Annotated in this window: 23 protein-coding genes and 1 tRNA gene; 1 reads left to right on the forward strand and 23 read right to left on the reverse strand. The window is 60.3% G+C overall.

What is annotated here, in order from left to right; all coding sequences use genetic code 11:
- Positions 1 to 25: 25 nt before the first annotated feature.
- The 23 genes from nuoK to rpsO all read right to left on the reverse strand — a co-directional run bounded on the left by nuoK (position 26) and on the right by rpsO (position 20,029).
- Positions 26 to 334, reverse strand: a complete 309-nt coding sequence (gene nuoK / locus CSQ91_RS12245) for an NADH-quinone oxidoreductase subunit NuoK (protein ID WP_010399724.1) — start codon at positions 332 to 334, stop codon at positions 26 to 28.
- Complete coding sequence (locus tag CSQ91_RS12250) at positions 331 to 963, reverse strand: NADH-quinone oxidoreductase subunit J (RefSeq protein ID WP_034779507.1); 633 nt, start codon at positions 961 to 963, stop codon at positions 331 to 333. Before CSQ91_RS12250 ends, nuoK begins: the two co-directional genes overlap by 4 nt.
- Before the next feature lie 66 nt (positions 964 to 1,029).
- Entirely contained in the window at positions 1,030 to 1,518 is a 489-nt protein-coding gene (gene nuoI, locus CSQ91_RS12255) for an NADH-quinone oxidoreductase subunit NuoI (protein ID WP_010399726.1), read from the reverse strand.
- Positions 1,519 to 1,532: 14 nt separating this feature from the next.
- Positions 1,533 to 2,615 (reverse strand): NADH-quinone oxidoreductase subunit NuoH, encoded by a 1,083-nt coding sequence (gene nuoH / locus CSQ91_RS12260; RefSeq protein WP_099388384.1) that lies wholly within the window; start codon positions 2,613 to 2,615, stop codon positions 1,533 to 1,535.
- The gene (gene nuoG, locus CSQ91_RS12265; RefSeq protein WP_099388385.1) at positions 2,615 to 4,948 is read right to left on the reverse strand and encodes an NADH-quinone oxidoreductase subunit NuoG; all 2,334 of its coding nucleotides are present in this window, start codon (positions 4,946 to 4,948) and stop codon (positions 2,615 to 2,617) included. The genes nuoH and nuoG overlap by 1 nt, the downstream gene beginning before the upstream one ends.
- A 22-nt stretch (positions 4,949 to 4,970) precedes the next feature.
- On the reverse strand, positions 4,971 to 6,266 hold the full coding sequence (gene nuoF / locus CSQ91_RS12270) for an NADH-quinone oxidoreductase subunit NuoF (protein ID WP_010399729.1): 1,296 nt from the start codon (positions 6,264 to 6,266) through the stop codon (positions 4,971 to 4,973).
- The gene (gene nuoE, locus CSQ91_RS12275) at positions 6,263 to 6,742 is read right to left on the reverse strand and encodes an NADH-quinone oxidoreductase subunit NuoE (protein WP_034779513.1); all 480 of its coding nucleotides are present in this window, start codon (positions 6,740 to 6,742) and stop codon (positions 6,263 to 6,265) included. The genes nuoF and nuoE overlap by 4 nt, the downstream gene beginning before the upstream one ends.
- 12 nt (positions 6,743 to 6,754) lie before the next feature.
- The gene (locus CSQ91_RS12280; protein WP_034749992.1) at positions 6,755 to 8,008 is read right to left on the reverse strand and encodes an NADH-quinone oxidoreductase subunit D; all 1,254 of its coding nucleotides are present in this window, start codon (positions 8,006 to 8,008) and stop codon (positions 6,755 to 6,757) included.
- Positions 8,008 to 8,601, reverse strand: a complete 594-nt coding sequence (locus tag CSQ91_RS12285) for an NADH-quinone oxidoreductase subunit C (protein WP_034779526.1) — start codon at positions 8,599 to 8,601, stop codon at positions 8,008 to 8,010. The genes CSQ91_RS12280 and CSQ91_RS12285 overlap by 1 nt, the downstream gene beginning before the upstream one ends.
- 17 nt (positions 8,602 to 8,618) lie before the next feature.
- Positions 8,619 to 9,095: a NuoB/complex I 20 kDa subunit family protein gene (locus CSQ91_RS12290; RefSeq protein ID WP_010399733.1), complete on the reverse strand. Its 477-nt coding sequence runs from the start codon at positions 9,093 to 9,095 to the stop codon at positions 8,619 to 8,621.
- A 3-nt stretch (positions 9,096 to 9,098) separates the two neighbouring features.
- Positions 9,099 to 9,458, reverse strand: coding sequence for an NADH-quinone oxidoreductase subunit A (locus CSQ91_RS12295; protein WP_010399734.1), 360 nt, complete (start codon positions 9,456 to 9,458; stop codon positions 9,099 to 9,101).
- A 177-nt stretch (positions 9,459 to 9,635) separates the two neighbouring features.
- Positions 9,636 to 9,720, reverse strand: a tRNA-Leu gene (locus CSQ91_RS12300).
- 191 nt (positions 9,721 to 9,911) lie between these two features.
- Complete coding sequence (secG, locus tag CSQ91_RS12305) at positions 9,912 to 10,322, reverse strand: preprotein translocase subunit SecG (RefSeq protein ID WP_070255615.1); 411 nt, start codon at positions 10,320 to 10,322, stop codon at positions 9,912 to 9,914.
- Between the two features lie 28 nt (positions 10,323 to 10,350).
- The gene (tpiA, locus tag CSQ91_RS12310; protein WP_071653416.1) at positions 10,351 to 11,100 is read right to left on the reverse strand and encodes a triose-phosphate isomerase; all 750 of its coding nucleotides are present in this window, start codon (positions 11,098 to 11,100) and stop codon (positions 10,351 to 10,353) included.
- Positions 11,101 to 11,172: 72 nt separating this feature from the next.
- On the reverse strand, positions 11,173 to 12,153 hold the full coding sequence (locus CSQ91_RS12315; RefSeq protein WP_099388386.1) for an NAD(P)H-quinone oxidoreductase: 981 nt from the start codon (positions 12,151 to 12,153) through the stop codon (positions 11,173 to 11,175).
- Positions 12,154 to 12,224: 71 nt separating this feature from the next.
- A complete protein-coding gene (locus CSQ91_RS12320; RefSeq protein WP_070255624.1) occupies positions 12,225 to 12,833 on the reverse strand; it encodes a tetratricopeptide repeat protein in 609 nt (202 codons plus the stop codon).
- A gap of 63 nt (positions 12,834 to 12,896) precedes the next feature.
- Positions 12,897 to 13,658, reverse strand: a complete 762-nt coding sequence (locus CSQ91_RS12325) for a GIN domain-containing protein (RefSeq protein ID WP_099388387.1) — start codon at positions 13,656 to 13,658, stop codon at positions 12,897 to 12,899.
- 109 nt (positions 13,659 to 13,767) lie between these two features.
- A complete protein-coding gene (locus CSQ91_RS12330) occupies positions 13,768 to 13,977 on the reverse strand; it encodes a hypothetical protein (RefSeq protein ID WP_099388388.1) in 210 nt (69 codons plus the stop codon).
- Between the two features lie 151 nt (positions 13,978 to 14,128).
- Entirely contained in the window at positions 14,129 to 16,072 is a 1,944-nt protein-coding gene (locus tag CSQ91_RS12335; RefSeq protein ID WP_180278411.1) for a methyl-accepting chemotaxis protein, read from the reverse strand.
- Between the two features lie 121 nt (positions 16,073 to 16,193).
- Positions 16,194 to 16,490 (reverse strand): hypothetical protein, encoded by a 297-nt coding sequence (locus CSQ91_RS12340; protein ID WP_034779541.1) that lies wholly within the window; start codon positions 16,488 to 16,490, stop codon positions 16,194 to 16,196.
- A gap of 9 nt (positions 16,491 to 16,499) precedes the next feature.
- Positions 16,500 to 17,195 carry a hypothetical protein gene (locus tag CSQ91_RS12345; RefSeq protein ID WP_099388389.1) on the reverse strand — a complete coding sequence of 232 codons (696 nt, stop codon included), beginning with the start codon at positions 17,193 to 17,195 and terminating at the stop codon, positions 16,500 to 16,502.
- 226 nt (positions 17,196 to 17,421) lie between these two features.
- On the reverse strand, positions 17,422 to 19,539 hold the full coding sequence (pnp, locus tag CSQ91_RS12350; RefSeq protein WP_010399742.1) for a polyribonucleotide nucleotidyltransferase: 2,118 nt from the start codon (positions 19,537 to 19,539) through the stop codon (positions 17,422 to 17,424).
- Between the two features lie 220 nt (positions 19,540 to 19,759).
- Positions 19,760 to 20,029: a 30S ribosomal protein S15 gene (rpsO, locus tag CSQ91_RS12355; RefSeq protein WP_010399743.1), complete on the reverse strand. Its 270-nt coding sequence runs from the start codon at positions 20,027 to 20,029 to the stop codon at positions 19,760 to 19,762.
- A 185-nt stretch (positions 20,030 to 20,214) separates the two neighbouring features.
- On the opposite strand from rpsO, the gene bamE reads away from it, so the two are divergent.
- A complete protein-coding gene (gene bamE / locus CSQ91_RS12360) occupies positions 20,215 to 20,712 on the forward strand; it encodes an outer membrane protein assembly factor BamE domain-containing protein (protein WP_099388390.1) in 498 nt (165 codons plus the stop codon).
- Positions 20,713 to 20,720 lie beyond the last annotated feature (8 nt).

Genomic DNA, 20,720 nt, shown 5'->3' on the forward strand with positions numbered 1-20,720 from the left:
TTCGAGAGATCGAGTCTGAAAAACATCAGCCTTTGAGGCTGTCCAGGTCTTCGACGTTGATGGTATCCAGATTACGGAACATCACCACCAGAATAGCCAGACCGATAGCCGACTCAGCGGCGGCAACCGTCAGGATGAAGAAAACGAAGATCTGACCGGCCGCGTCGCCCATGAAATGGGAGAACGCGATGAAATTCATATTCACCGCCAGCAGCATCAATTCGATTGCCATCAGCAATACGATGATGTTCTTGCGGTTCAGGAAAATACCGACGATCGAGATTGCGAACAGGATCGCGCCCAGGACCAGAAAATGTGTGAGCGATAATGTCATGGTGCCTCCTTAACTTCCGGCTCAGCCGCAGGACGCTCGACGACCGCGTCCATCTTGATGATCTTCAGGCGGTCGTTGCGCTTGACGCGCACGGCATCGCCTGGAGCAAAATGCTTGGTGTCCTTGCGTTTGCGCAGGGTCAGTGCAACCGCGGCAACGATGGCCACCAGCAGCACGACGGCAGCGATCTCGAAGGCGAACACATATTTCGTGTAGATCAGCAGGCCCAGTTCCTTGGTGCCGCCCAGGTTGACGTTCACCGGAGCGATGCTAGGCGCAAAGTTGCGGAAACCGTGCCACAGGACAGCGGCCATTTCCAGCACGATGATCACGCCCACCGTCACGGACAGCGGCAGATAGCCCCAGAAGCCTTCGCGCATGCGGTCGATATTGATATCGAGCATCATGACCACGAAGAGGAACAGCACCATCACGGCGCCGACATACACCAATACCAGCACGATGGCCAGGAATTCAGCTTGCAGCAGCATCCAGATGCCCGCTGCGGAAAAGAAGGACAGTACCAGGAACAGTACTGCGTGGACCGGATTACGGGCCGTGATGACGCGCGTCGCTGCCAGAATCAAGATCAGCGCGAAGGCGTAAAACAAAATTGTTTTAAAGTCCATAAAAAACCCAATAGACGTACAGATGAACGAGGGGCGCGCCGCAGCTGGTCAGCTGCGGCGCATCCATCAGCGATAAGGTGCGTCGGCGGCGCGCGCAGCGGCGATGTCATTTTCATAACGATCACCCACGGCCAGCAACATCTCTTTCGTGTAATACAAATCCCCGCGTTTCTCGCCGTGGTATTCCAGGATTTGCGTCTCGACGATCGAATCGACCGGGCAGGACTCTTCGCAGAAACCGCAGAAGATGCACTTGGTCAAGTCAATATCGTAACGCGTGGTGCGGCGCGAGCCGTCGTCACGCTGTTCCGATTCGATCGTGATGGCCATCGCCGGGCAAACCGCTTCGCACAGTTTGCAGGCGATGCAACGTTCCTCGCCGTTCGGGTAGCGGCGCAGCGCGTGCAAGCCACGGAAACGCGGCGAGATCGGTGTCTTCTCTTCCGGGAATTGCACCGTGATCTTGCGCGAAAACATGTACTTGCCTGTCAACGCCATGCCCTTGATCAGCTCGCCTAACAAGAGGCTGCTGAAGAAATCTTTTACCTTATCCATTCGTATGCACTCTCTTACTTCCAAATATTCCAGGATGTCTGCATCCAGGCAGCGACGAAGACCAGGTAGACCAGCGTCAACGGGATAAACACTTTCCAGCCGAGGCGCATGATCTGGTCATAACGGTAGCGTGGGAAAGTACCGCGCACCCAGATGAACACCGACACGATGAAGAAGGTCTTGGCGAACAGCCAGAAGAAGCCGCCGAAACCACCCCAGAACTCAAGGAAAGCAAATGGTGCAGACCAGCCACCGAGGAACATGATCGAAGCCAGCGCGCCGATCAAGATCATGTTGGCGTATTCGGCCAGCATGAACATGGCGTAGGCCATGCCCGAATATTCAACCATGTGGCCGGCGACGATTTCCGACTCGCCTTCGACAACGTCGAACGGGTGACGGTTGGCTTCAGCCAGGCCCGACACCAGGTAGATGACGAACATCGGCAGCAGCGGCAGCCAGTTCCACGACATGAAGTTCACGCCCTTGTCGGCGAAGAAGCCGATTTGCTGGCCGCTGACGATGTCGATGAAGTTCAGGCTGCCCGAGACCATCAGCACGATGACCATCACGAAGCCCATCGGGATTTCATACGAAATCATCTGTGCCGAAGCGCGCATGGCGCCCATGAACGAGTACTTCGAGTTCGAGGCCCAGCCGGCGATGATGATGCCGTAGACTTCCATCGAGGTAATCGCCAGCAGCATCAGCAAGCCTGCGTTGACGTTGGCCAGCACGGCTTGCGGGCCGAACGGCACGACCGACCAGGCGGCCAGGGCCGGCATGATGGTCATGATCGGGCCGATCACGAACAGGCCCTTGGCGGCCTTCGACGGGATGATGATCTCTTTGAACAAGAGTTTCAGCGCATCGGCGATCGGCTGCAGCAAGCCCAGCGGACCCACGCGGTTCGGGCCGACGCGGATCTGGATCCAGCCGATCAGCTTGCGTTCCCACAAGGTCAGGTAGGCAACCAGGCCCATCAGCGGCAGCAGCACGCACAGGATCTTGATCAGGGTCCAGAAGAACGGCCACGAGCCGCCCAGCAAATTCTGGCCGCCGCTGTTGATGACGTTTACAAATTCAGGCAGAGCCATCAGATTTTCCCCTCTGCTGTTTCAACTGTGATGTCACCGAACATGCCGCCCAGGCTAGCCGTCGAGGCATGCGCCGCCGACACTTTGACCACATTGGCTGGCAGGCCGGCATGGAGTGCCGCCACCAGGATGGCGCTGCCGGAGCCTTGCGCCACTTTGACCTTGTCGCCCGCCTTGATGCCCAGCTTGTCAGCCAGCGCCAGGGACAGGTGCGCTTGCGGTGCGGCGCCATCGACCGTGCGCAGCAGCGGTTCGGAGCGGCGCACGAGCGCGTCGGCAAAGTAGATCGGCACGTCGGCGATGCGTTGCAGCGCAGGCGAAGCCGGTGCGTAGCTTGCCGCTTCCGGTGCATTTTTCGCGATGTTGTTCAGCTGTGCCGACAGATCGGTCACGCCGGCGCCAAACGCTTCGTCGCGGATCGCTTCGGAAGTGTCGTAGTCGAAACCGGCCAGGCCCAGGATGTTGCCCAGGACGCGCAGCACTTTCCAGGCTGGACGGGTTTCCGCCAGCGGTTTCACGGTGCCGTTGAAGCTTTGCGCGCGGCCTTCGCAGTTGACGAAGGTGCCCGAGGTTTCAGCGAACGGAGCGATCGGCAGCAAGACATCGGCGTAATCCATGCCGTGCTTGAAGGCCGACATCGCCACGACCATGTCGGCGCCATCCAGGGCGGCGCGGGCCGCTTGCGGGTTGGCAGCGTCGAGTTCCGGCTCGGCGTGCAGCAGCACGTAGGCTTTTTTCGGCGCGGCAAAGGCAGCTTGCACATTGGCACGCGGCTTGGCGACCAGGTGCGCGCCAACCGTGTTGGCCGCTTCCGTCAGGTAACCGAGCTTGGCGCCCGTCTGTTCGGCGATCCATTGCGCGGCAGCATGCAATTGCGACGCTTGCGGGTGTTGCGTTGCCGCGTTACCCAGCAGTACGGCGCCGTGGTCGCCAGCCATCAGGCTGGCGGCGATGGCGACAGCCACGTCCGAAGCGGTCATCGCTTCGAAACCGGCCGGCGCGGCTATTTCTTTGGCTTTGGCAACGGCGACGACCACTTCCGACAAGGCCGCCAGCCAATCGCCAGGCGCGACGATCATCTTGTTGGCGATGGTGATCAGCTGCTCATCGTCAGAGGCGTGCAGGATCGACAGCTTGGCGCCGCCCTTGACGGACGCGCGCAAACGCGTGGCCAGCAATGGGTGGTCCTTGCGCAGGAACGAGCCGATGACGAAGGCGCGCTTGATCTGGCCAAATTCGTTGATCGGCATGCCCAGCCATGGCTTGACGCCGGCGTCCAGCGCGAAGTCGGTCTGGCGCAGGCGGAAATCGACGTGCTCGGAACCGAGACCGTTGACCACTTTTTGCAGCAGTACCAGCTCTTCGACGGTCGAATGCGGCGTTGCCAGCGCGGCGATGGCGTCAGCGCCATGCTCGTGCTTGATGTTTTTCAGGCCGTGCGCCACGTATTCCAGCGCCGTTTGCCAATCAACTTCTTTCCACTCGTTGCCTTGTTTCAGCATCGGGGACGTCAGGCGTTCGGCGCTGTCCAGCGCTTCGTACGAGAAACGATCCTTGTCCGAGATCCAGCACTCGTTGACGGCTTCGTTTTCCAGAGGCAATACGCGCTTGACCTTGCCAGCTTTCACTTGCACGATCAGGTTCGCGCCCAGGCCGTCATGCGGGCTGACCGATTTGCGGCGCGACAGTTCCCACGTACGGGCGCTGTAGCGGAACGGCTTCGAGGTCAGTGCGCCGACCGGGCACAGGTCGATCATGTTGCCCGACAGTTCGGAGTCGACCGTCTGGCCGACGAAGGACACGATTTCCGAGTGTTCGCCGCGGCCGATCATGCCCAGCTCCATCACGCCAGCCACTTCCTGGCCAAAGCGTACGCAGCGGGTGCACTGGATGCAGCGCGACATTTCTTGCATGGACACCAGCGGACCGGCTTCCTTCGGCTGCACGACGCGCTTGTCTTCCTTGTAGCGCGATTCGCTCTTGCCATAACCCACGGCCAAGTCTTGCAACTGGCATTCGCCGCCCTGATCGCAGATAGGGCAATCGAGCGGGTGGTTAATCAGCAAGAATTCCATGACCGACTTTTGCGCCTGCACAGCTTTATCGCTGGCGGAGCGCACGATCATGCCGGCACTGACCGGGGTCGCACAAGCGGGCAAAGGCTTGGGCGCCTTTTCCACTTCGACCAGGCACATGCGGCAGTTCGCTGCGATCGACAATTTCTTGTGATAGCAGAAGTGCGGAATGTAGGTTCCCAATTTGTTGGCGGCGTCCATCACCATGCTACCAGCAGGGACTTCGACTTTTTTGCCGTCTATTTCGATTTCAACCATGGTGATCGTTACCTGACGCAGCTTAGATATATGCGGGCACTAAGCAATGCTTGTGCTCGATATGATATTCAAATTCTTCACGGAAATTCTTAATGAAGGCCCGTACCGGCATGGCAGCCGCATCGCCCAGCGCGCAAATGGTGCGGCCCTGGATGTTGTCGGCGATCGAGTTGAGCATGTCCAGGTCGTCTGGACGACCCTGCCCCTGCTCGATGCGGTGCACCATGCGGTACATCCAGCCTGTGCCTTCACGGCAAGGCGTACACTGGCCGCACGATTCTTCAAAGTAGAAGTAGGACAGGCGTTCCAGCGCCTTTACCATGCAGCGTGTTTCGTCCATCACGATGACGGCGCCCGAACCCAACATCGAACCGGCTTTCGCGATCGAGTCGTAGTCCAGGTCGGTCTGCATCATGATGTCGCCGCGGATCACCGGAGCGGACGAGCCGCCAGGGATCACGGCCTTGATCTTTTTGCCACCGCGCATGCCGCCTGCCAGTTCCAGCAGGGTCGCAAACGGGGTGCCGAGCGGCACTTCGTAGTTGCCCGGTTTTTCCACGTCGCCCGAGATCGAGAAGATCTTCGAACCGCCGTTGTTCGGCTTGCCCATCGCCAGGTATTTCTCTGGACCGATGTTCAGCACGAATGGCACGGCCGCGAAGGTTTCCGTGTTGTTGATCGTCGTCGGCTTGCCGTACAGGCCAAACGAGGCAGGGAAAGGCGGCTTGAAGCGCGGCTGGCCTTTCTTGCCTTCCAGCGACTCCAGCAGGGCCGTTTCTTCGCCGCAGATGTAGGCGCCATAACCATGGTGCGCATGCAACTGGAACGAGAACTCGCTGCCCATGATCTTGTCGCCCAGGAAACCGGCGGCGCGCGCCTCTTCCAGCGCTTCTTCGAAACGCAGGTATTCCTGGAAGATCTCGCCGTGGATGTAGTTGTAACCCACGGTGATGCCCATCGCGTAAGCGCCAATGGCCATGCCTTCGATCAGGGCATGGGGATTGTAACGAATGATGTCGCGGTCCTTGAAAGTGCCCGGTTCGCCTTCATCTGTATTGCAGACGAGGTATTTTTGACCCGGGAACTGGCGCGGCATGAAGCTCCACTTCAAGCCGGTAGGAAAACCCGCGCCGCCACGGCCGCGCAAGGACGAAGCCTTGAGGTCGGCGATGATCTGTTCCGGCGTGATTTTCTCTTCCAGGATACGCCGCAGGGCACTGTAGCCGCCGCGGTTCACATAATCTTGCAAATGCCAGTTCTTGCCATCCAGATCCTTCAGGATCAATGGATCGATATGGCGGTTGTGGAGTGACGTCATTTCTTGAGTTCCTCCAGCATGGCGTCGATCTTCTCGTTCGACATCCAGCTGCACATGGTTTTATTGCTGACCAGCAAGACAGGCGCATCGCCGCACGCACCCATGCACTCGCCTTCAACCAGGGTGAACTGGCCGTCAGGGGTGGTTTCGCGGAAATCGATACCCAGCTTCTGCTTCAGGTAGTCTGCAGCGCGCACGCCGCCCGACAGGGCGCATGGCAGGTTGGTGCACACGGTGATCTTGTGCTTGCCCACGGGTTTCACGTTGTACATATTGTAGAACGTGGCCACTTCCTGCACGGCAATCGCCGGCATGCCGATGTAATCGGCCAGTTCCTTCATGGTTTCTGGCGCCAGCCAGCCCAGTTCATCCTGGGCATGGGCCAGCGCGGCCATGACGGCGGATTGACGCTGGTCGGCCGGGTACTTGGCCAACTCACGGTCAATTTTCTTATAACATTGCTCTGATAACAACATACTTTTTGCCTCTTAGCGGTCAATACTACCGAACACGATATCTTGCGTCCCGATGATGGTCACGGCGTCGGCAAGCATGTGCCCACGCGCCATCTCGTCGAGCGACTGCAAGTGGGCGTAGTCTGGCGCGCGCAGTTTCATGCGGTACGGCTTGTTGGCGCCATCGGACACCAGGTACACGCCGAACTCGCCCTTCGGATGTTCCACGGCGCTGTAGGCCTCGCCTGGCGGCACGTGGAAACCTTCCGTAAACAGCTTGAAGTGGTGAATCAGCGATTCCATGTTGGTCTTCATGTCGACACGGCCCGGAGGCGCCACCTTGCGGTTGCTGGTCATGACAGGACCTTCATTGTTGCGCAGCCACTCCACGCATTGCTTGATGATGCGGTTCGACTGGCGCAGCTCTTCCACGCGGACCAGGTAGCGGTCGTAGCAATCGCCGTTGGTGCCGATAGGAATGTCGAAATCCATCAGGTCGTACACTTCGTACGGCTGTTTCTTGCGCAAATCCCACTGCACGCCCGAGCCGCGCAGCATGGCGCCCGTAAAGCCCATGGCCAGCGCATCTTCCGGCGAGACCACGCCGATGCCGACGGTACGCTGTTTCCAGATACGGTTGTCGGTCAGCAGGGTTTCGTACTCGTCCACGGAGTTCGGGAAACGGCGCGCGAAGTCTTCGATGAAGTCCAGCAGCGAACCCTGGCGGTTTTCATTGAGCTTGCCGATGGCCTTGGCGTTGCGGATGATCGATGCCTTGTGCTGCGGCATCGCGTCCGGCAGGTCGCGGTACACGCCGCCCGGGCGGTAGTAGGCCGCGTGCATGCGCGCGCCCGACACTGCCTCGTAGGCGTCGAACAAGTCTTCGCGGTCGCGGAAGCAATACAGGAACGGGCCCATGGCGCCAACGTCCAGCGCGTGGGTGCCGAGCCACATCAGGTGATTCAGGATGCGCGTCATCTCGTCGAACATGACGCGGATGTATTGCGCGCGCAGCGGCACTTCCAGGCCCAGCATCTTTTCGATGGCCATCACGTACGCATGTTCATTGCACATCATCGACACATAGTCGAGACGGTCCATGTACGGCACGGATTGCAGGTAGGTCTTCTGTTCTGCCAGCTTTTCGGTGGCGCGGTGCAGCAGGCCGATATGCGGGTCGGCGCGCTGGATGACTTCGCCATCCATCTCCAGCACCAGGCGCAGCACACCGTGCGCGGCCGGATGCTGCGGCCCAAAGTTCAGGGTGTAGTTCTTAATCTCAGCCATTATTTCATCCCGTAATGTTCTTCGCGGATCACGCGCGGCACGTTTTCCCGCGGCTCGATCGTCACGGGCTGGTAAATCACGCGCTTTTGTTCCGGATCGTAGCGCATCTCGACATAGCCGGAGACGGGGAAATCCTTGCGGAACGGATGGCCGATGAAACCGTAGTCGGTCAGCAGGCGGCGCAAGTCGTTGTGGCCTTCGAAGAGAATGCCCAGCAGGTCGAATGCTTCGCGCTCGTACCAGTTGACGGCACGCCAGATGCCCACCACGGAAGGCAGCAGCGGCATGTCGTCGTCCGGTGCGAACACGCGCACGCGCACGCGCCAGTTGTGCTTGACCGACAGCAAGTGCGACACGGCCGCGAAACGCAGACCATCCCAGCTACCGTCGCCATAGGTCGAGTAGTCGACACCGCACAGGTCGAGCAGCTGCTCGAAATGCAGGGTCGGATCGTCGCGCAAGGTCTGCATCACGGCCAGGTAGTCCTCGGCCTTGACGACCAGGGTGACTTCGCCCAGCGCAACCGTCGTGCTAACGCGATCGCCCAGGGCAGTGCCGAGGGCGTTTTGCAATACTTCTAAATGTGTTGTCATAATCTGAAGCGGCCCCGTTAGCGTGCGATCGTGCTGGTACGCTTGATCTTGTTCTGCAACTGCATGATGCCGTACAGCAAGGCTTCAGCGGTCGGAGGACAGCCAGGCACATACACGTCGACGGGCACGATGCGGTCGCAACCGCGCACCACGGAATAGGAGTAATGGTAGTACCCGCCGCCATTGGCGCAGGAACCCATCGAGATGACCCAGCGTGGCTCTGCCATCTGGTCGTAGACCTTGCGCAGGGCCGGCGCCATCTTGTTGCACAGGGTGCCGGCAACGATCATGACGTCGGACTGACGCGGCGACGGACGAAACACGACGCCGAAACGGTCCATATCGTAGCGGGCTGCGCCCACATGCATCATTTCGACCGCACAGCAGGCCAGACCGAACGTCATCGGGAACATAGACCCGGTGCGCGCCCAGTTGATCAGCTTGTCGGCCGAGGTGGTGATGAAACCTTCGCTTAATACGCCTTCAATAGCCATGGCTTATTCCCAGTCAAGGGCACCTTTCTTCCAAATGTACCAAAATCCGACCACGAATTCAGCGATGAACACCATCATCGTGACGAAACCGGCCCAGCCCAGGTCGCGCATTGCAACGCCCCATGGGAAAAAGAATGCCGTTTCCAGATCGAACAAAATAAACAGGATTGCGACCAGATAGTAGCGCACATCAAATTTCATGCGCGCGTCTTCGAATGCTTCAAAGCCACATTCGTACGGGGAGAGTTTTGCTGCGTCAGGCTTGTTAGGACCTAACAGGCGCCCCAGGAGCTGGGGAGCGATACCGACACCAAGGCCGATAATAATGAACAGCAGGACGGGGAAGTAATTTTCGAGGTTCACGATTGATGAGCTTATATTGAACGATCGGTTAAATGAGGACGCTGCGATCATTTGCAGCGTATCTAACGCACGACCCCAATCAAAGCTAAGACCAGGATCGAACGACACATCCTCGTAAAAAAAGCCAGCAACTTTGTACGAGCCATGGCTCGTGCGCCGTTGCTGGCTTCTGATTTCTGGTGCCGACGACGAGACTCGAACTCGTACAGCTTTCGCCACTACCCCCTCAAGATAGCGTGTCTACCAATTTCACCACGTCGGCGGTAAGGCCCGTATTCTACTCTGCTTTGCCGCTAAAGTTAATGCACAAATGCATCAAAACACAGATAAAAACGATAAATTTTTACATCTTCCAGCGCGTCACGATTTTTTCCTGCCGCACTGCTAAAACATTGAGCAATAATCTGCCCGTAATGAGAATTACTCTCGATGAGGCATCGAGTTAATACCGAATTACTTCGGAATCGCGCCGGCCGGGGTGCTGGCAACAGGTGCCGCCGCCGCTGGAGCGCTGGCCGCTGGTGCCGCAGGGGCTGCTGGCACCGTCGTCGGGATCGCGCCCGCGCCGGTGACCGGCACTGGCTTGACGACTTTATCCATCACGCCGCCGCCCACCGTGGTGGCGCGCTGATTGGCCATCAGCGACAGGGCCAGGGTGGCGCCGAAGAAGATCGCGGCGGCAACGCCCGTCGACTTCGACATGAAGTTCGACGAACCCGTCGCACCGAACAGGCTGCCCGAGGCGCCCGAACCGAAGGCGGCGCCCATGTCGGCGCCCTTGCCGTGCTGCAGCAACACCAGCGCGATAATCGACAATGCCGAAATAACCTGTACTACCACTACCAGATTGAACATCATGTTCATTGCAATTCCATTCTTAGTTTAAATTAATTCAATCAGCGGCGTGAATAATTGCCAGGAAATCCGCCGCCTTCAATGCTGCTCCACCGATCAGACCGCCATCGATATCCGGCATCGCCATCAATTCTTTTGCGTTCTCCGGCTTCATGCTGCCGCCGTACAGGATTTGCACGCCGGCGGCCGCTACCGCATTCTTTGCCACCAGCTGGGCGCGCAATACCTGATGCACGTCCTGCGCCATTTGTGGCGTGGCGGTCTTGCCCGTGCCGATGGCCCAGACTGGCTCATAGGCCAGCACCAGTTTCGCCACGTCGTCGGCGGAAATCGCCGCCAGCACGGCGCCCAGCTGCTGCGCCACCACGGCATTGGTCTGGCCCGCTTCGCGCTGCGCCAGCGTTTCGCCGATGCAGACGATAGGCGTGATGCCTGCCGCCAGCGCGGCAACCGTCTTGGCCGCCACTTGCGCATCGCTCTCGCCATGGTAGGCGCGGCGCTCGGAATGCCCGATCACCACGTAGCCGCAGCCAAAATCCTGCAGCATGGCGGTCGAGATTTCCCCCGTGTAGGCGCCGCCGGCATGCGCGGACACATCCTGCGCGCCCCAGCCAAGAGCCGTGCCTGCCAATTGCGCCTGGCACTGCGCCAGATACGGCGCAGGCACACAGACGGCGCTGGCGGCGCCAGAGGCAGCCAGGCCAGCAACTATTTCAGACAATAACACCGCGTTCGAGGTGCGACTGCCGTTCATTTTCCAATTTCCGACGACGAGTTTGCGACGCATAGTAGCCTAAATTCTAATAACCCGTCATTCTAACTCCGGCACCGATGCCGGTCAAACAGGCAGTGCCCCGTTTCAGGCAACTTGCAACATGATCTTGCCCACGTGCGTGCTCGCTTCCATCAAGGCATGCGCCTCGTTGGCTTTTTCCAACGGGAAAGTTTGATAGATCACGGGCTTGATCTTGCCTGCTTCGATCAGCGGCCAGACGGTCGCGCGCAGGTGGTTGGCGATGGCCGCCTTGAAGGCGACCGAACGGGGACGCAGGGTGGAACCCGTCACCGTCAGGCGACGGCGCAGCAAGCTACCCAGGTCCAGTTCCGCCTTGGTGCCGCCCTGCACGGCGATCAGGCCGATGCGGCCATCGTCGGCCAGGCAATCGATTTCGCGCGGCAGGTAGTCGCCGCCCACCATGTCGAGGATGACGTCGACGCCTTTACCACCGGTCAATTCCTTGACGACGGCGACGAAATCTTCCGTGCGGTAATTGATGCCCCGTTCGGCACCCAAGGCCTCGCAGGCGCGCGCCTTCTCGTCGCTGCCCGCCGTGGCAAACACGCGGTGACCGAGCGCGGCCGCCAGTTGGATGGCCGTCACGCCGATGCCGGACGTGCCGCCCTGCACCAATAACGTTTCGCCATCGGCCAGCGCGCAGCGGTCGAAGACATTACTCCAGACGGTAAAGAAATTTTCCGGCAGGGACGCGCCTTCCAGCGCCGTCAAGCCTTGCGGCAAGGGCAGGCACTGGCCGGCGGGCGCGGCACAGTATTCGGCATAGCCGCCGCCCTGCACCAGTGCGCAGACCAGGTCCCCTTTCCTGAATATGGTATTAGTGAAGTCGCCATCGACGACTTCGCCCGCCACTTCCAGGCCAGGCAAGTCCGACGCGCCGGCTGGCGGCGCGTATTTGCCCAGGCGCTGCAACACGTCGGGACGGTTGATGCCGGCCGCGTGCACCTTGATCAGCAATTCGCCCGCCTTATATTGCGGCATGGGACGTTCGGCGATCTGCAAAACGTCGGCGGGACCTGGCTGGCTGATGGCAACTGCACGCATGGCGGGACTCTTTCAAGGGAAAACGGCGATTGTACGCCAAGCCGCCAGCCCTTGCAGAGCACCGCTTCCCCTTAGGCGCCGCCCGTCTTCGACTGCCGCGGCAATGGCGTACCGGGCTTCCATTTTGCCGACAGGGCTTGCCCTTCCTCGACTTGCTCATGCGTCATCTTGCGCACCACGGCGGCGCGCTGGTCGGCCGCATTCGCGTTGCCATTCGCGGCCGCCAGGTTCCACAGCATGTAGGCGATGACATTATCCTGCTGCACGCCGCCCATGTGGTAGCGGTACATCAGGCCCAGCACCTGCTGTGCCTCGGCATGGTTCTGCTCAGCCGCCTTGCGGAACCAGCCGACGGCCTGCTTATGGTCTTGCAGCACGGCATTGCCCGTGTAATACATGGCGCCCACCACATACTGGGCGTCGGCCTTGCCCTGCTCGGCCGCCTTGCGGTGCCAGAACATGGCTTGCTTGTAATCCTGCGGCAAGCCCCGTCCCATGTAATACATCAAGCCCAGCAAATGCTGGGCATCGGCACTGCCGGTCTTAGCCAGTGGCAATATTTCCTTGTAGGCGAGCGCGTAATTCTTGTTGTTGTAGGCGCTGGCGCCTTCGGCGAAGCCAGCCCGCGCGGGTAGCTGTATCGTCAACAGCATGAGTAATGTAATGATCAGTTTTTTCATCGGAATGGGATGTGGTCTGACTACTTATTCTTGTCCTGCCAAAAGGCCTGCGGCAGGATGCTTTTATTTCCAGCTAACTTTGCCCAGGCCCTCGACGCTGACATCGCGGTTGACCGGCTTGCCGTACACCACCACCGAACCGAGTCCGCTCAAGTTCAGTTTGGCATTCGTATGCGCATTCACCGTAGCGTTGCCAAGGCCGCTCAATTCCAGGTTGACGGCGTCCGCTTCGAACTGCTGTGCATTCAGGCTGCCCAGGCCACCCAGGCTGGCTTTCAGGAGCCGCCCGCGTCCACCCAGCACCACCGAGCCCGCGCCCTGCAAGTCCAGCTCGGCCCGCTCATTGTTACCTATCCATATCTGCATGCTGCCCACGCCGCCCAGGCTGGCATTGAGCTTGCGGTAATCGCCCACCAGCTTGATGCTGCCCGCCCCTTCCAGCGACAGGGTCAGTTCTTCGCCCTTGAAACCCGTGATGTCCGTGCTGCCAAAGCCTTCCGAGCTCAGTTCGCGCAAGTTCGGCAAGACCAGGTCGGCGCGGATCGACGAAGGGCCGATCTTGAAGCCGCGCACTTCCGTTTCGATGTGCAGGGTATCGCCGCTTTGCGCGGTGCTGACATCGGCGATATAGCGCTTGTCGGCCGTGATGCTCAGCGAAGGCACGTTGCCCTGGCGAATGCGCACTTCCATCACGCCATCGAGCTTGACGCGCACCACGCGGGCGTCGATGTTGCGCATTTCCAGCAAGCGGGTCTCGGCGGCCGCGCCGCGCACCAGGCCCAAAGTCGCCAGGAACAGCAGCGCCAGTTGCAGTGTCTTTTTCATGTAATGCATCCTCGGTATCTTGTTTTTATGTGCCGCGGCGCCCTCGTGGAGCTCCCGCGCATTGCCACTGGCTGCCACTGTAGCAGCAGCAAAAATTGCTGACAATCAATTATGCGAAACGGGCTTTTTCGGCGGCGTTCAGGCGCTTGGCCTTGACGACCACCACGTGCATGGCAGTCTTGCCCGCTGGCGCGGCCAGGGTGGCGGTGGAGCTGGCCACTTGCAGGGCCGGGGCGGCCGGGGCGATGGCGTAGCAGCTGGCGCTGATCAGGATGGCGGCGGCAACGGCAATGACTTCCATGTTTTTAGCGACGTTCATGTTGTTCTCCTCGGGTGTCTGGCAGTGGGCTTGCGGTATGTGATCACTATAGCCATACCGCTCCCGGCAGACACGCCGATTGCGACGAACTGCGCTTTTGGCAGGCTGGCCTGACAAAAACGCGGATAAACGTCGATTTACTGCTGCGCGCTTAAAACTCTTCCCACTCGTCAGCGCCCGCCTTGGCCGCCTTGACGGGCCTGGCCGGCGACAGCGCGCGGGCCGGCGCGCGCGGCGCGGGGGCAACAGGCTTGGCCTTGAGGCGCGTCACGGACGCCGGTGCCGCAGCTGGCGCATCGCCCAGGCGGAACATGCCGACGGCTTGCGCCAGGTCCACGGCCTGCTCCTGCAGGCTTTCCGCGGCGGCGGCCGCCTGCTCGACAAGGGCCGCGTTTTGCTGCGTCATGGTATCCATGTGCGTGACGGCCGTATTGATTTCGCCGATGCCGGCGCTCTGTTCGCGGCTGGCCACCGTGATCTCGCTCATGATGGTGGTCAATTGCTGCACCGACGCCACCACCTGATCCATGGTCTGGCCCGCTTCATCGACGAGGCGGCCGCCGGCATCCACTTTTTCCACCGAGTCGCCGATCAATTCCTTGATTTCCTTGGCCGCGCCAGCGGAGCGTTGCGCCAGATTGCGCACTTCGGACGCCACCACGGCAAAGCCCCTGCCCTGCTCGCCCGCGCGCGCCGCCTCGACAGCCGCATTCAGGGCCAGGATATTCGTCTGGAAGGCGATGCCGTCGATGACGCCGATGATGTCGACGATCTTGCGCGAACTTTCCTGGATGCCGGCCATGGTGCCGACCACTTGCTGCACCACGCGGCCGCCCTTGGCCGCCACTTCCGAGGCGGATACGGCCAGCTCATTGGCCGCATGCGCGTTTTCCGCATTCTGCTTGACGGTCGACGTCAGCTCATCCATCGAACTGGCCGTTTCTTCCAGCGCGCCCGCCTGCGCTTCCGTGCGCGAGGATAGGTCGGCATTGCCGGCGGCAATATCGGCCGATTCGCTGCGCACCAGGGTGCTGATGCTGCGGATCTGCACCAGCACGGTGGCGATCTTTTCGACAAACAAGTTAAACGCCTTGGCGATCTGCGCCAGCTCATCCGAGCCTTCCGCGTCGAGGCGGCTGGTCAGGTCGCCGTCGCCCGTGGCGATCGCTTCCATCGCATCGCGCACCAGGCCCAGGCGGCGCAAGGCGCGCGCCACCAGCGCGCTCAATACCGTGGCGGCCAGGGCCAGCACCAGCAAGGCCGTCAAGGCCGAGGCGCGCAGCATGGAAGTCAATGCCTGCGTCGCCTCTGCCCGGTCGAGCACGGTGGCCAGCAACCAGTCGCTGCCCGGCACCTTACTTACATGCAAGATGCCGTCACGCTCGCCCAGGCGAATGGCGGCGCCATCGCCGCTCTTTTCAATGTCGGCCAGCGCCTGCGCACTGAGGCCCGGATCGAGCTCGGCCAGGGGCTTCAAGGTCAGCTTGCCGTCCGGGTGGGCGATGATCTTGCCGCCGCCATCGACAAGGAAGGCATAGCTGGACGCCGTCGGCTTGATCGATGCGACGTTTTGCACCACGGCATCCATCATCACGTCGGCCGCCAGTACGCCCGTCACGCTGCCCTTGCCGCCCAGCGGCTCGGCAAACGTCACCACCAGCTTGCCCGTGCTGGCGCCGATATACGGCGCCGTAATGACGGGGCCGCCCGCTTCGGACGCCAGCTTGTACCAGGGCCGCGCCGTGGGATCATAGTCTGCGGCGCGCTTGCGCTCTTGCGAAAAGACGGCGTGCTTGTCGGCAAAGCCGATATACGCCATGTCAAACGTGCCCGCCTGTTCGGCCGCCTTCAGGGCCGGCAGCGGATCGGCCGCCGTGGCGCCCTGCTTGAGCGAGCCCACGACGGCTTGCTTGGAACGCAGCCATTCGGCGATGGCCGCGGCATGGCTGTGCGACAACTGCAGCATCTGCGTGTCGAGCGCAGCCAGGGTGCTTGAGCGCGTAGTGAAGAAATTGGCGATGGCAACGGCCAGCATGGCCAGCACGACGATGGAAACGGCGATGGCGATCAGCCGCGCCTTAAGGGAGGACAACATGGTGCATCCAATAAAAAAGAGAAAATCGGGAGGGATGCGCCATGGTCGATGAATAAGATTTTGTCGTCAAGCAATACTGACAGTCAATTACCCATAAACAACAATTGATACCATATATTAATTACAGCTCGCCGCGCAGCTTGCGCAGGGCCGGCGATTCACCACCCGTCGCTTCGATGCGGAAACGGGCAAATGCCTGCTCCAGTTCAGGGTACTGGCGCAAGCCGCCTTCCGTAAAGTAACGCCCGCCGGGGATGTCGCCCCACGGCAGCGGCGCGCTCAAGGCCCCACTGCCAGCCAAGGCCAGCAGCGGCTCCAGCGCGCTGCGCAGGTCGGCCACCTCCCCATCGTTAGGCGCCAGCCGGGCCAACAATTGCTCCAGTTCGGCGGCATGGGCTTGCAAACGCTGTTGATCCATCATCTCTCCTTAATTCTTGATCGTGCCGATCAGCACGGGGGCCGACCACAGGCTGCGGTTGGGCAATAGATACTGCTGCGCCCCACCCTTGCGCCGCACCAGCCCGCCCAGCTCTTGCGTCGGCGCCACCTGGCTGACGAACACGTTGACGGTGCCCTTGGGCATGATCTGATACACATCATACAGCGGCGCCTCGCTCTTCAAGGGCAAGCCGAAACAGTCTGCCAGGCTGGCGCACTGGCCCGACGCCAGCTGCAATTGCGCGCTGGTGGTGAAATACGGCGAGTACGGCGACACGTTCTGGCCATGCGGCACGATCTTCACCAGCGCGGCCGACATGGCTTGCAAATCGGGCAAGGTGCTGCCGGAAGCGAGCTGCTCGACCGCGCGCGCGTAAATCGTCTCGGCCGGGGCGGCGGGATCGGCGGCGCGCAGTTCGCTCAGGAATTGCCGGCCCGGTGCGCTGTCCAGGTAGGGATCGATCGCTTCGCGCTGCAAGCCCGCCGTCTTGAAGGTGCTGAGGTCATTGATTTCGCGCGCATGCACGGCGCGCAAGGCGTCAAGGTCTTGCGCCGGCATGGCCGCGGACGCGGCGGCGATGGGAATCGGCAGCGGCACCGGCGTGGGTGCATTGTCCAGCTGTGCCCGAACACCGGGCGCGACGGCAAGCAGAAAGGCGGCGGCCAGCCCGCAGAATGTGCGCATGCTGCATCTCCTTGGAAGACTCGTTCAGGGGAAGATCCCACTCCGAATCTACAAGGCGCGGCAGCGGCCGATACGCGCTGGATCAAGGCCGGTGCAGACAGGCGGGCAAGCCGGCACACGCCTTCGATACAGCGCAAACGCGGCGCATAAAAAAACCGCCAGGGCTTGCGCGCCGGCGGTTTTTAAGCATGCGGCCGAGGCCGCACTCAGGCGTACCTGAAGGACATCAAGCGGCTGGCGCTTCGTTGCCTTCGGCAGCTTTCATCGACAGTTTCAGGCGGCCGCGGTCGTCTGTTTCCAGAACTTTTACACGCACCAGCTGGCCTTCTTTCAGGTAGTCGGCCACGGCGTTCACGCGCTCGTTGGCGATCTGCGAGATGTGCAGCAAGCCGTCCTTGCCTGGCATAACTTGCACGATGGCGCCGAAGTCCAGCAGTTTCAGCACGGTGCCTTCGTAGGTCTTGCCCACTTCGACGGAAGCGGTCAGTTCTTCGATGCGGCGCTTGGCTTCCTGGCCGGCAGCAGCGTCGACGGAAGCGATGGTGACCACGCCTTCGTCGCTGATGTCGATCTGGGTGCCCGTCTCTTCGGTCAGCGCGCGGATCACGGCGCCACCCTTACCGATCACGTCACGGATTTTTTCCGGGTTGATCTTGATGGTGATCAGACGCGGTGCGAAATCGGACAGTTCGGTTTTGACGTGCGGCATGGCTTTTTGCATTTCGCCCAGGATGTGCTCGCGGCCTTCCTTGGCTTGCGCCAGTGCCACTTGCATGATTTCCTTGGTGATGCCCATGATCTTGATGTCCATCTGCAGCGCCGTGATACCGTTGCGGGTACCGGCTACCTTGAAGTCCATGTCGCCCAGGTGATCTTCGTCGCCCAGGATGTCGGACAGCACGGCAAACTTGCCGCCTTCCTTGATCAGGCCCATGGCGATACCGGCCACGTGTTCCTTCATCGGCACGCCGGCGTCCATCAGTGCCAGGCAGCCGCCGCACACCGATGCCATCGACGAGGAACCGTTCGATTCCGTGATTTCCGATACCAGGCGCACCGAGTAGCTGAACTCTTCAGCTGCTGGCAGGGCGGCGATCAGCGCGCGCTTGGCCAGGCGGCCGTGGCCGATTTCACGGCGTTTTGGCGTACCGACGCGGCCCGTTTCGCCGGTGGCGAACGGAGGCATGTTGTAATGCAGCATGAACGAATCGGTGAACTCGCCCATCAGCGCATCGATCTTCTGGCTGTCGCGGGCGGTGCCCAACGTCGCCACGACCAGCGCTTGCGTTTCGCCACGCGTGAACAGGGCCGAACCGTGGGTGCGTGGCAGCACGCTGGTGCGGATCGAGATCGGACGCACGGTGCGCGTGTCGCGGCCGTCGATGCGTGGCTCGCCGTCCAGGATTTGCGTACGCACGATTTTCGCTTCGATGTCGAACAGGATATTGTTGACTTCGGCGCTGTCGATGGACGCGCCGCCGGCGGCAGCCGCTTCGGCCGACAGGTCGGCGATCACTTCCGACGTCGCTGCTTTCAGCTTGGCCGTACGCTCTTGCTTGTCCTTGGTTTGATACGCGTCATTGATCTTGGCGTTGGCGAAATGCGCGACGCGGGCGATCAGTGCTTCGTTTTTCGGCGCAGGCGCCCATTCCACTTCCGGCTTGCCGCCGTCACGCACCAGGTCGTGAATCGCGTCGATGACGACTTTCATCTGGTCGTGGCCGAAGACCACGGCGCCCAGCATGATTTCTTCGGACAGCTGTTTCGCTTCCGATTCGACCATCAGCACAGCCGTTTCGGTACCGGCGACAACCAGGTCCATTTCCGACGTTTTCAGCTGCTGGACGGTCGGGTTCAGGATGTACTGGCCATTGGCGTAACCGACGCGCGCGGCGCCGATAGGACCGTTGAAAGGCACGCCCGATACGCACAGGGCGGCCGAGGCGCCGATCATGGCGGCGATGTCCGGATCGATTTCAGGATTGACCGACAACACGTGAATGATGACTTGCACTTCATTCAGGTAGCCTTCCGGGAACAGCGGACGGATAGGACGATCGATCAAACGGGATGTCAGTGTTTCTTTTTCGGAAGGACGGCCTTCGCGCTTGAAAAAACCGCCCGGGATTTTACCGGCAGCATAGGTTTTCTCGACATAATCAACCGTCAAAGGGAAGAAATCCTGGCCTGGCTTGGCATCTTTGCGTGCCACTACCGTTGCCAGAACGACGGTATCTTCGATCGACACCAGCACTGCGCCGGATGCCTGACGTGCGATTTCGCCGGTTTCCAGGGTCACTTGGTGTTGACCGTACTGGAAGGTTTTCGTAACTTTGTTAAACATGGGGTATCCCTTTTCTAATTGCCGACAGATTTTCAGGGGCTGTCGTTCACCTCACCACAGGCGGCAGAAACATCGTTGCCACCTTTACTACTTTACTTTTAAAACATGATATCGGGAGAGAATACTGTACTTCTCGATATAAATCCGGAATTCAAATGACAAAATGCCCGCGTCAGCGAACTGGCGCAGGCATTTCTGTATAAACCTTGTACGGCAAAAATTACTTGCGCAGACCAAGTTTAGCGATCAGGTCGCGATAACGGGTAGCGTCTTTAGCCTTCAGGTAGGACAACAGGCTCTTACGACGGTTGACCATCATGATCAGGCCGCGGCGGGAGTGGTGATCTTTCGAGTGGGCTTTGAAGTGGCCGTTCAGTTCGTTGATGCGAGCTGTCAGCAGTGCAACTTGCACTTCAGGGGAGCCGGTGTCGTTTTGACCACGTGCGTTGTCCGCGATGATAGCGGCTTTGTTGATGTTTTCTACTGTCATGATAAACCTTTCACATGCGGTGCACAGAGTCTGAACCCTATCCACCGTGAACTACGATTATTAAAATACTGGCCTATGCTTCCAACCAGACGCGCAAGTATATCGGAAAAAAGCCCGCCTGTATCCTGCCGTGCAGCCTTTTCTCGGTGCATGATAGGATTTTCCTGCATTTCAGGAGGTCAAACATGAAAAAACTGCTCAAATCAGCAACACCGCTGCTGTTTGCCGTGCTGGCCGGCTGCGCTAGCTGGAACGCCCCGCCGCCCCAGCCGGGCGAGCCGCGCGCCGCCGTGGAAGCGCGCCTGGGCCGGCCGACGAATATCTATCAATTGCCCACCGGGTCTGAACTGGAATACGCGACGGGACCGTACGGCCAGTACACGTACATGGCCCGCTTCGGCCCCGATGACAAGCTAATTTCCTACGAGCAAGTGCTCGACACGCCGGGCTTTGCCCGCATCAAGGTGGGTGTGTCGACCCAGCAAGACGTGCTGCACACCCTGGGCCGCCCGACGGAAACATCGTACCTGTCGCTGCCGAAACTGCATGTCTGGTCCTACCGCTACAAGGAATCGGGCGTCTGGGATTCCATGATGCACGTGCATTTCGACCACGACGGCATCGTGCGCATGATGATGAACGGGCCCGATCCAGCCAAGGAAGAGCGGCGCTTTTTCTGGTGACAGATTGC

The sequence above is a fragment of the Janthinobacterium sp. BJB301 genome (assembly GCF_002735685.1).
Lineage (GTDB): Bacteria > Pseudomonadota > Gammaproteobacteria > Burkholderiales > Burkholderiaceae_D > Janthinobacterium > Janthinobacterium lividum.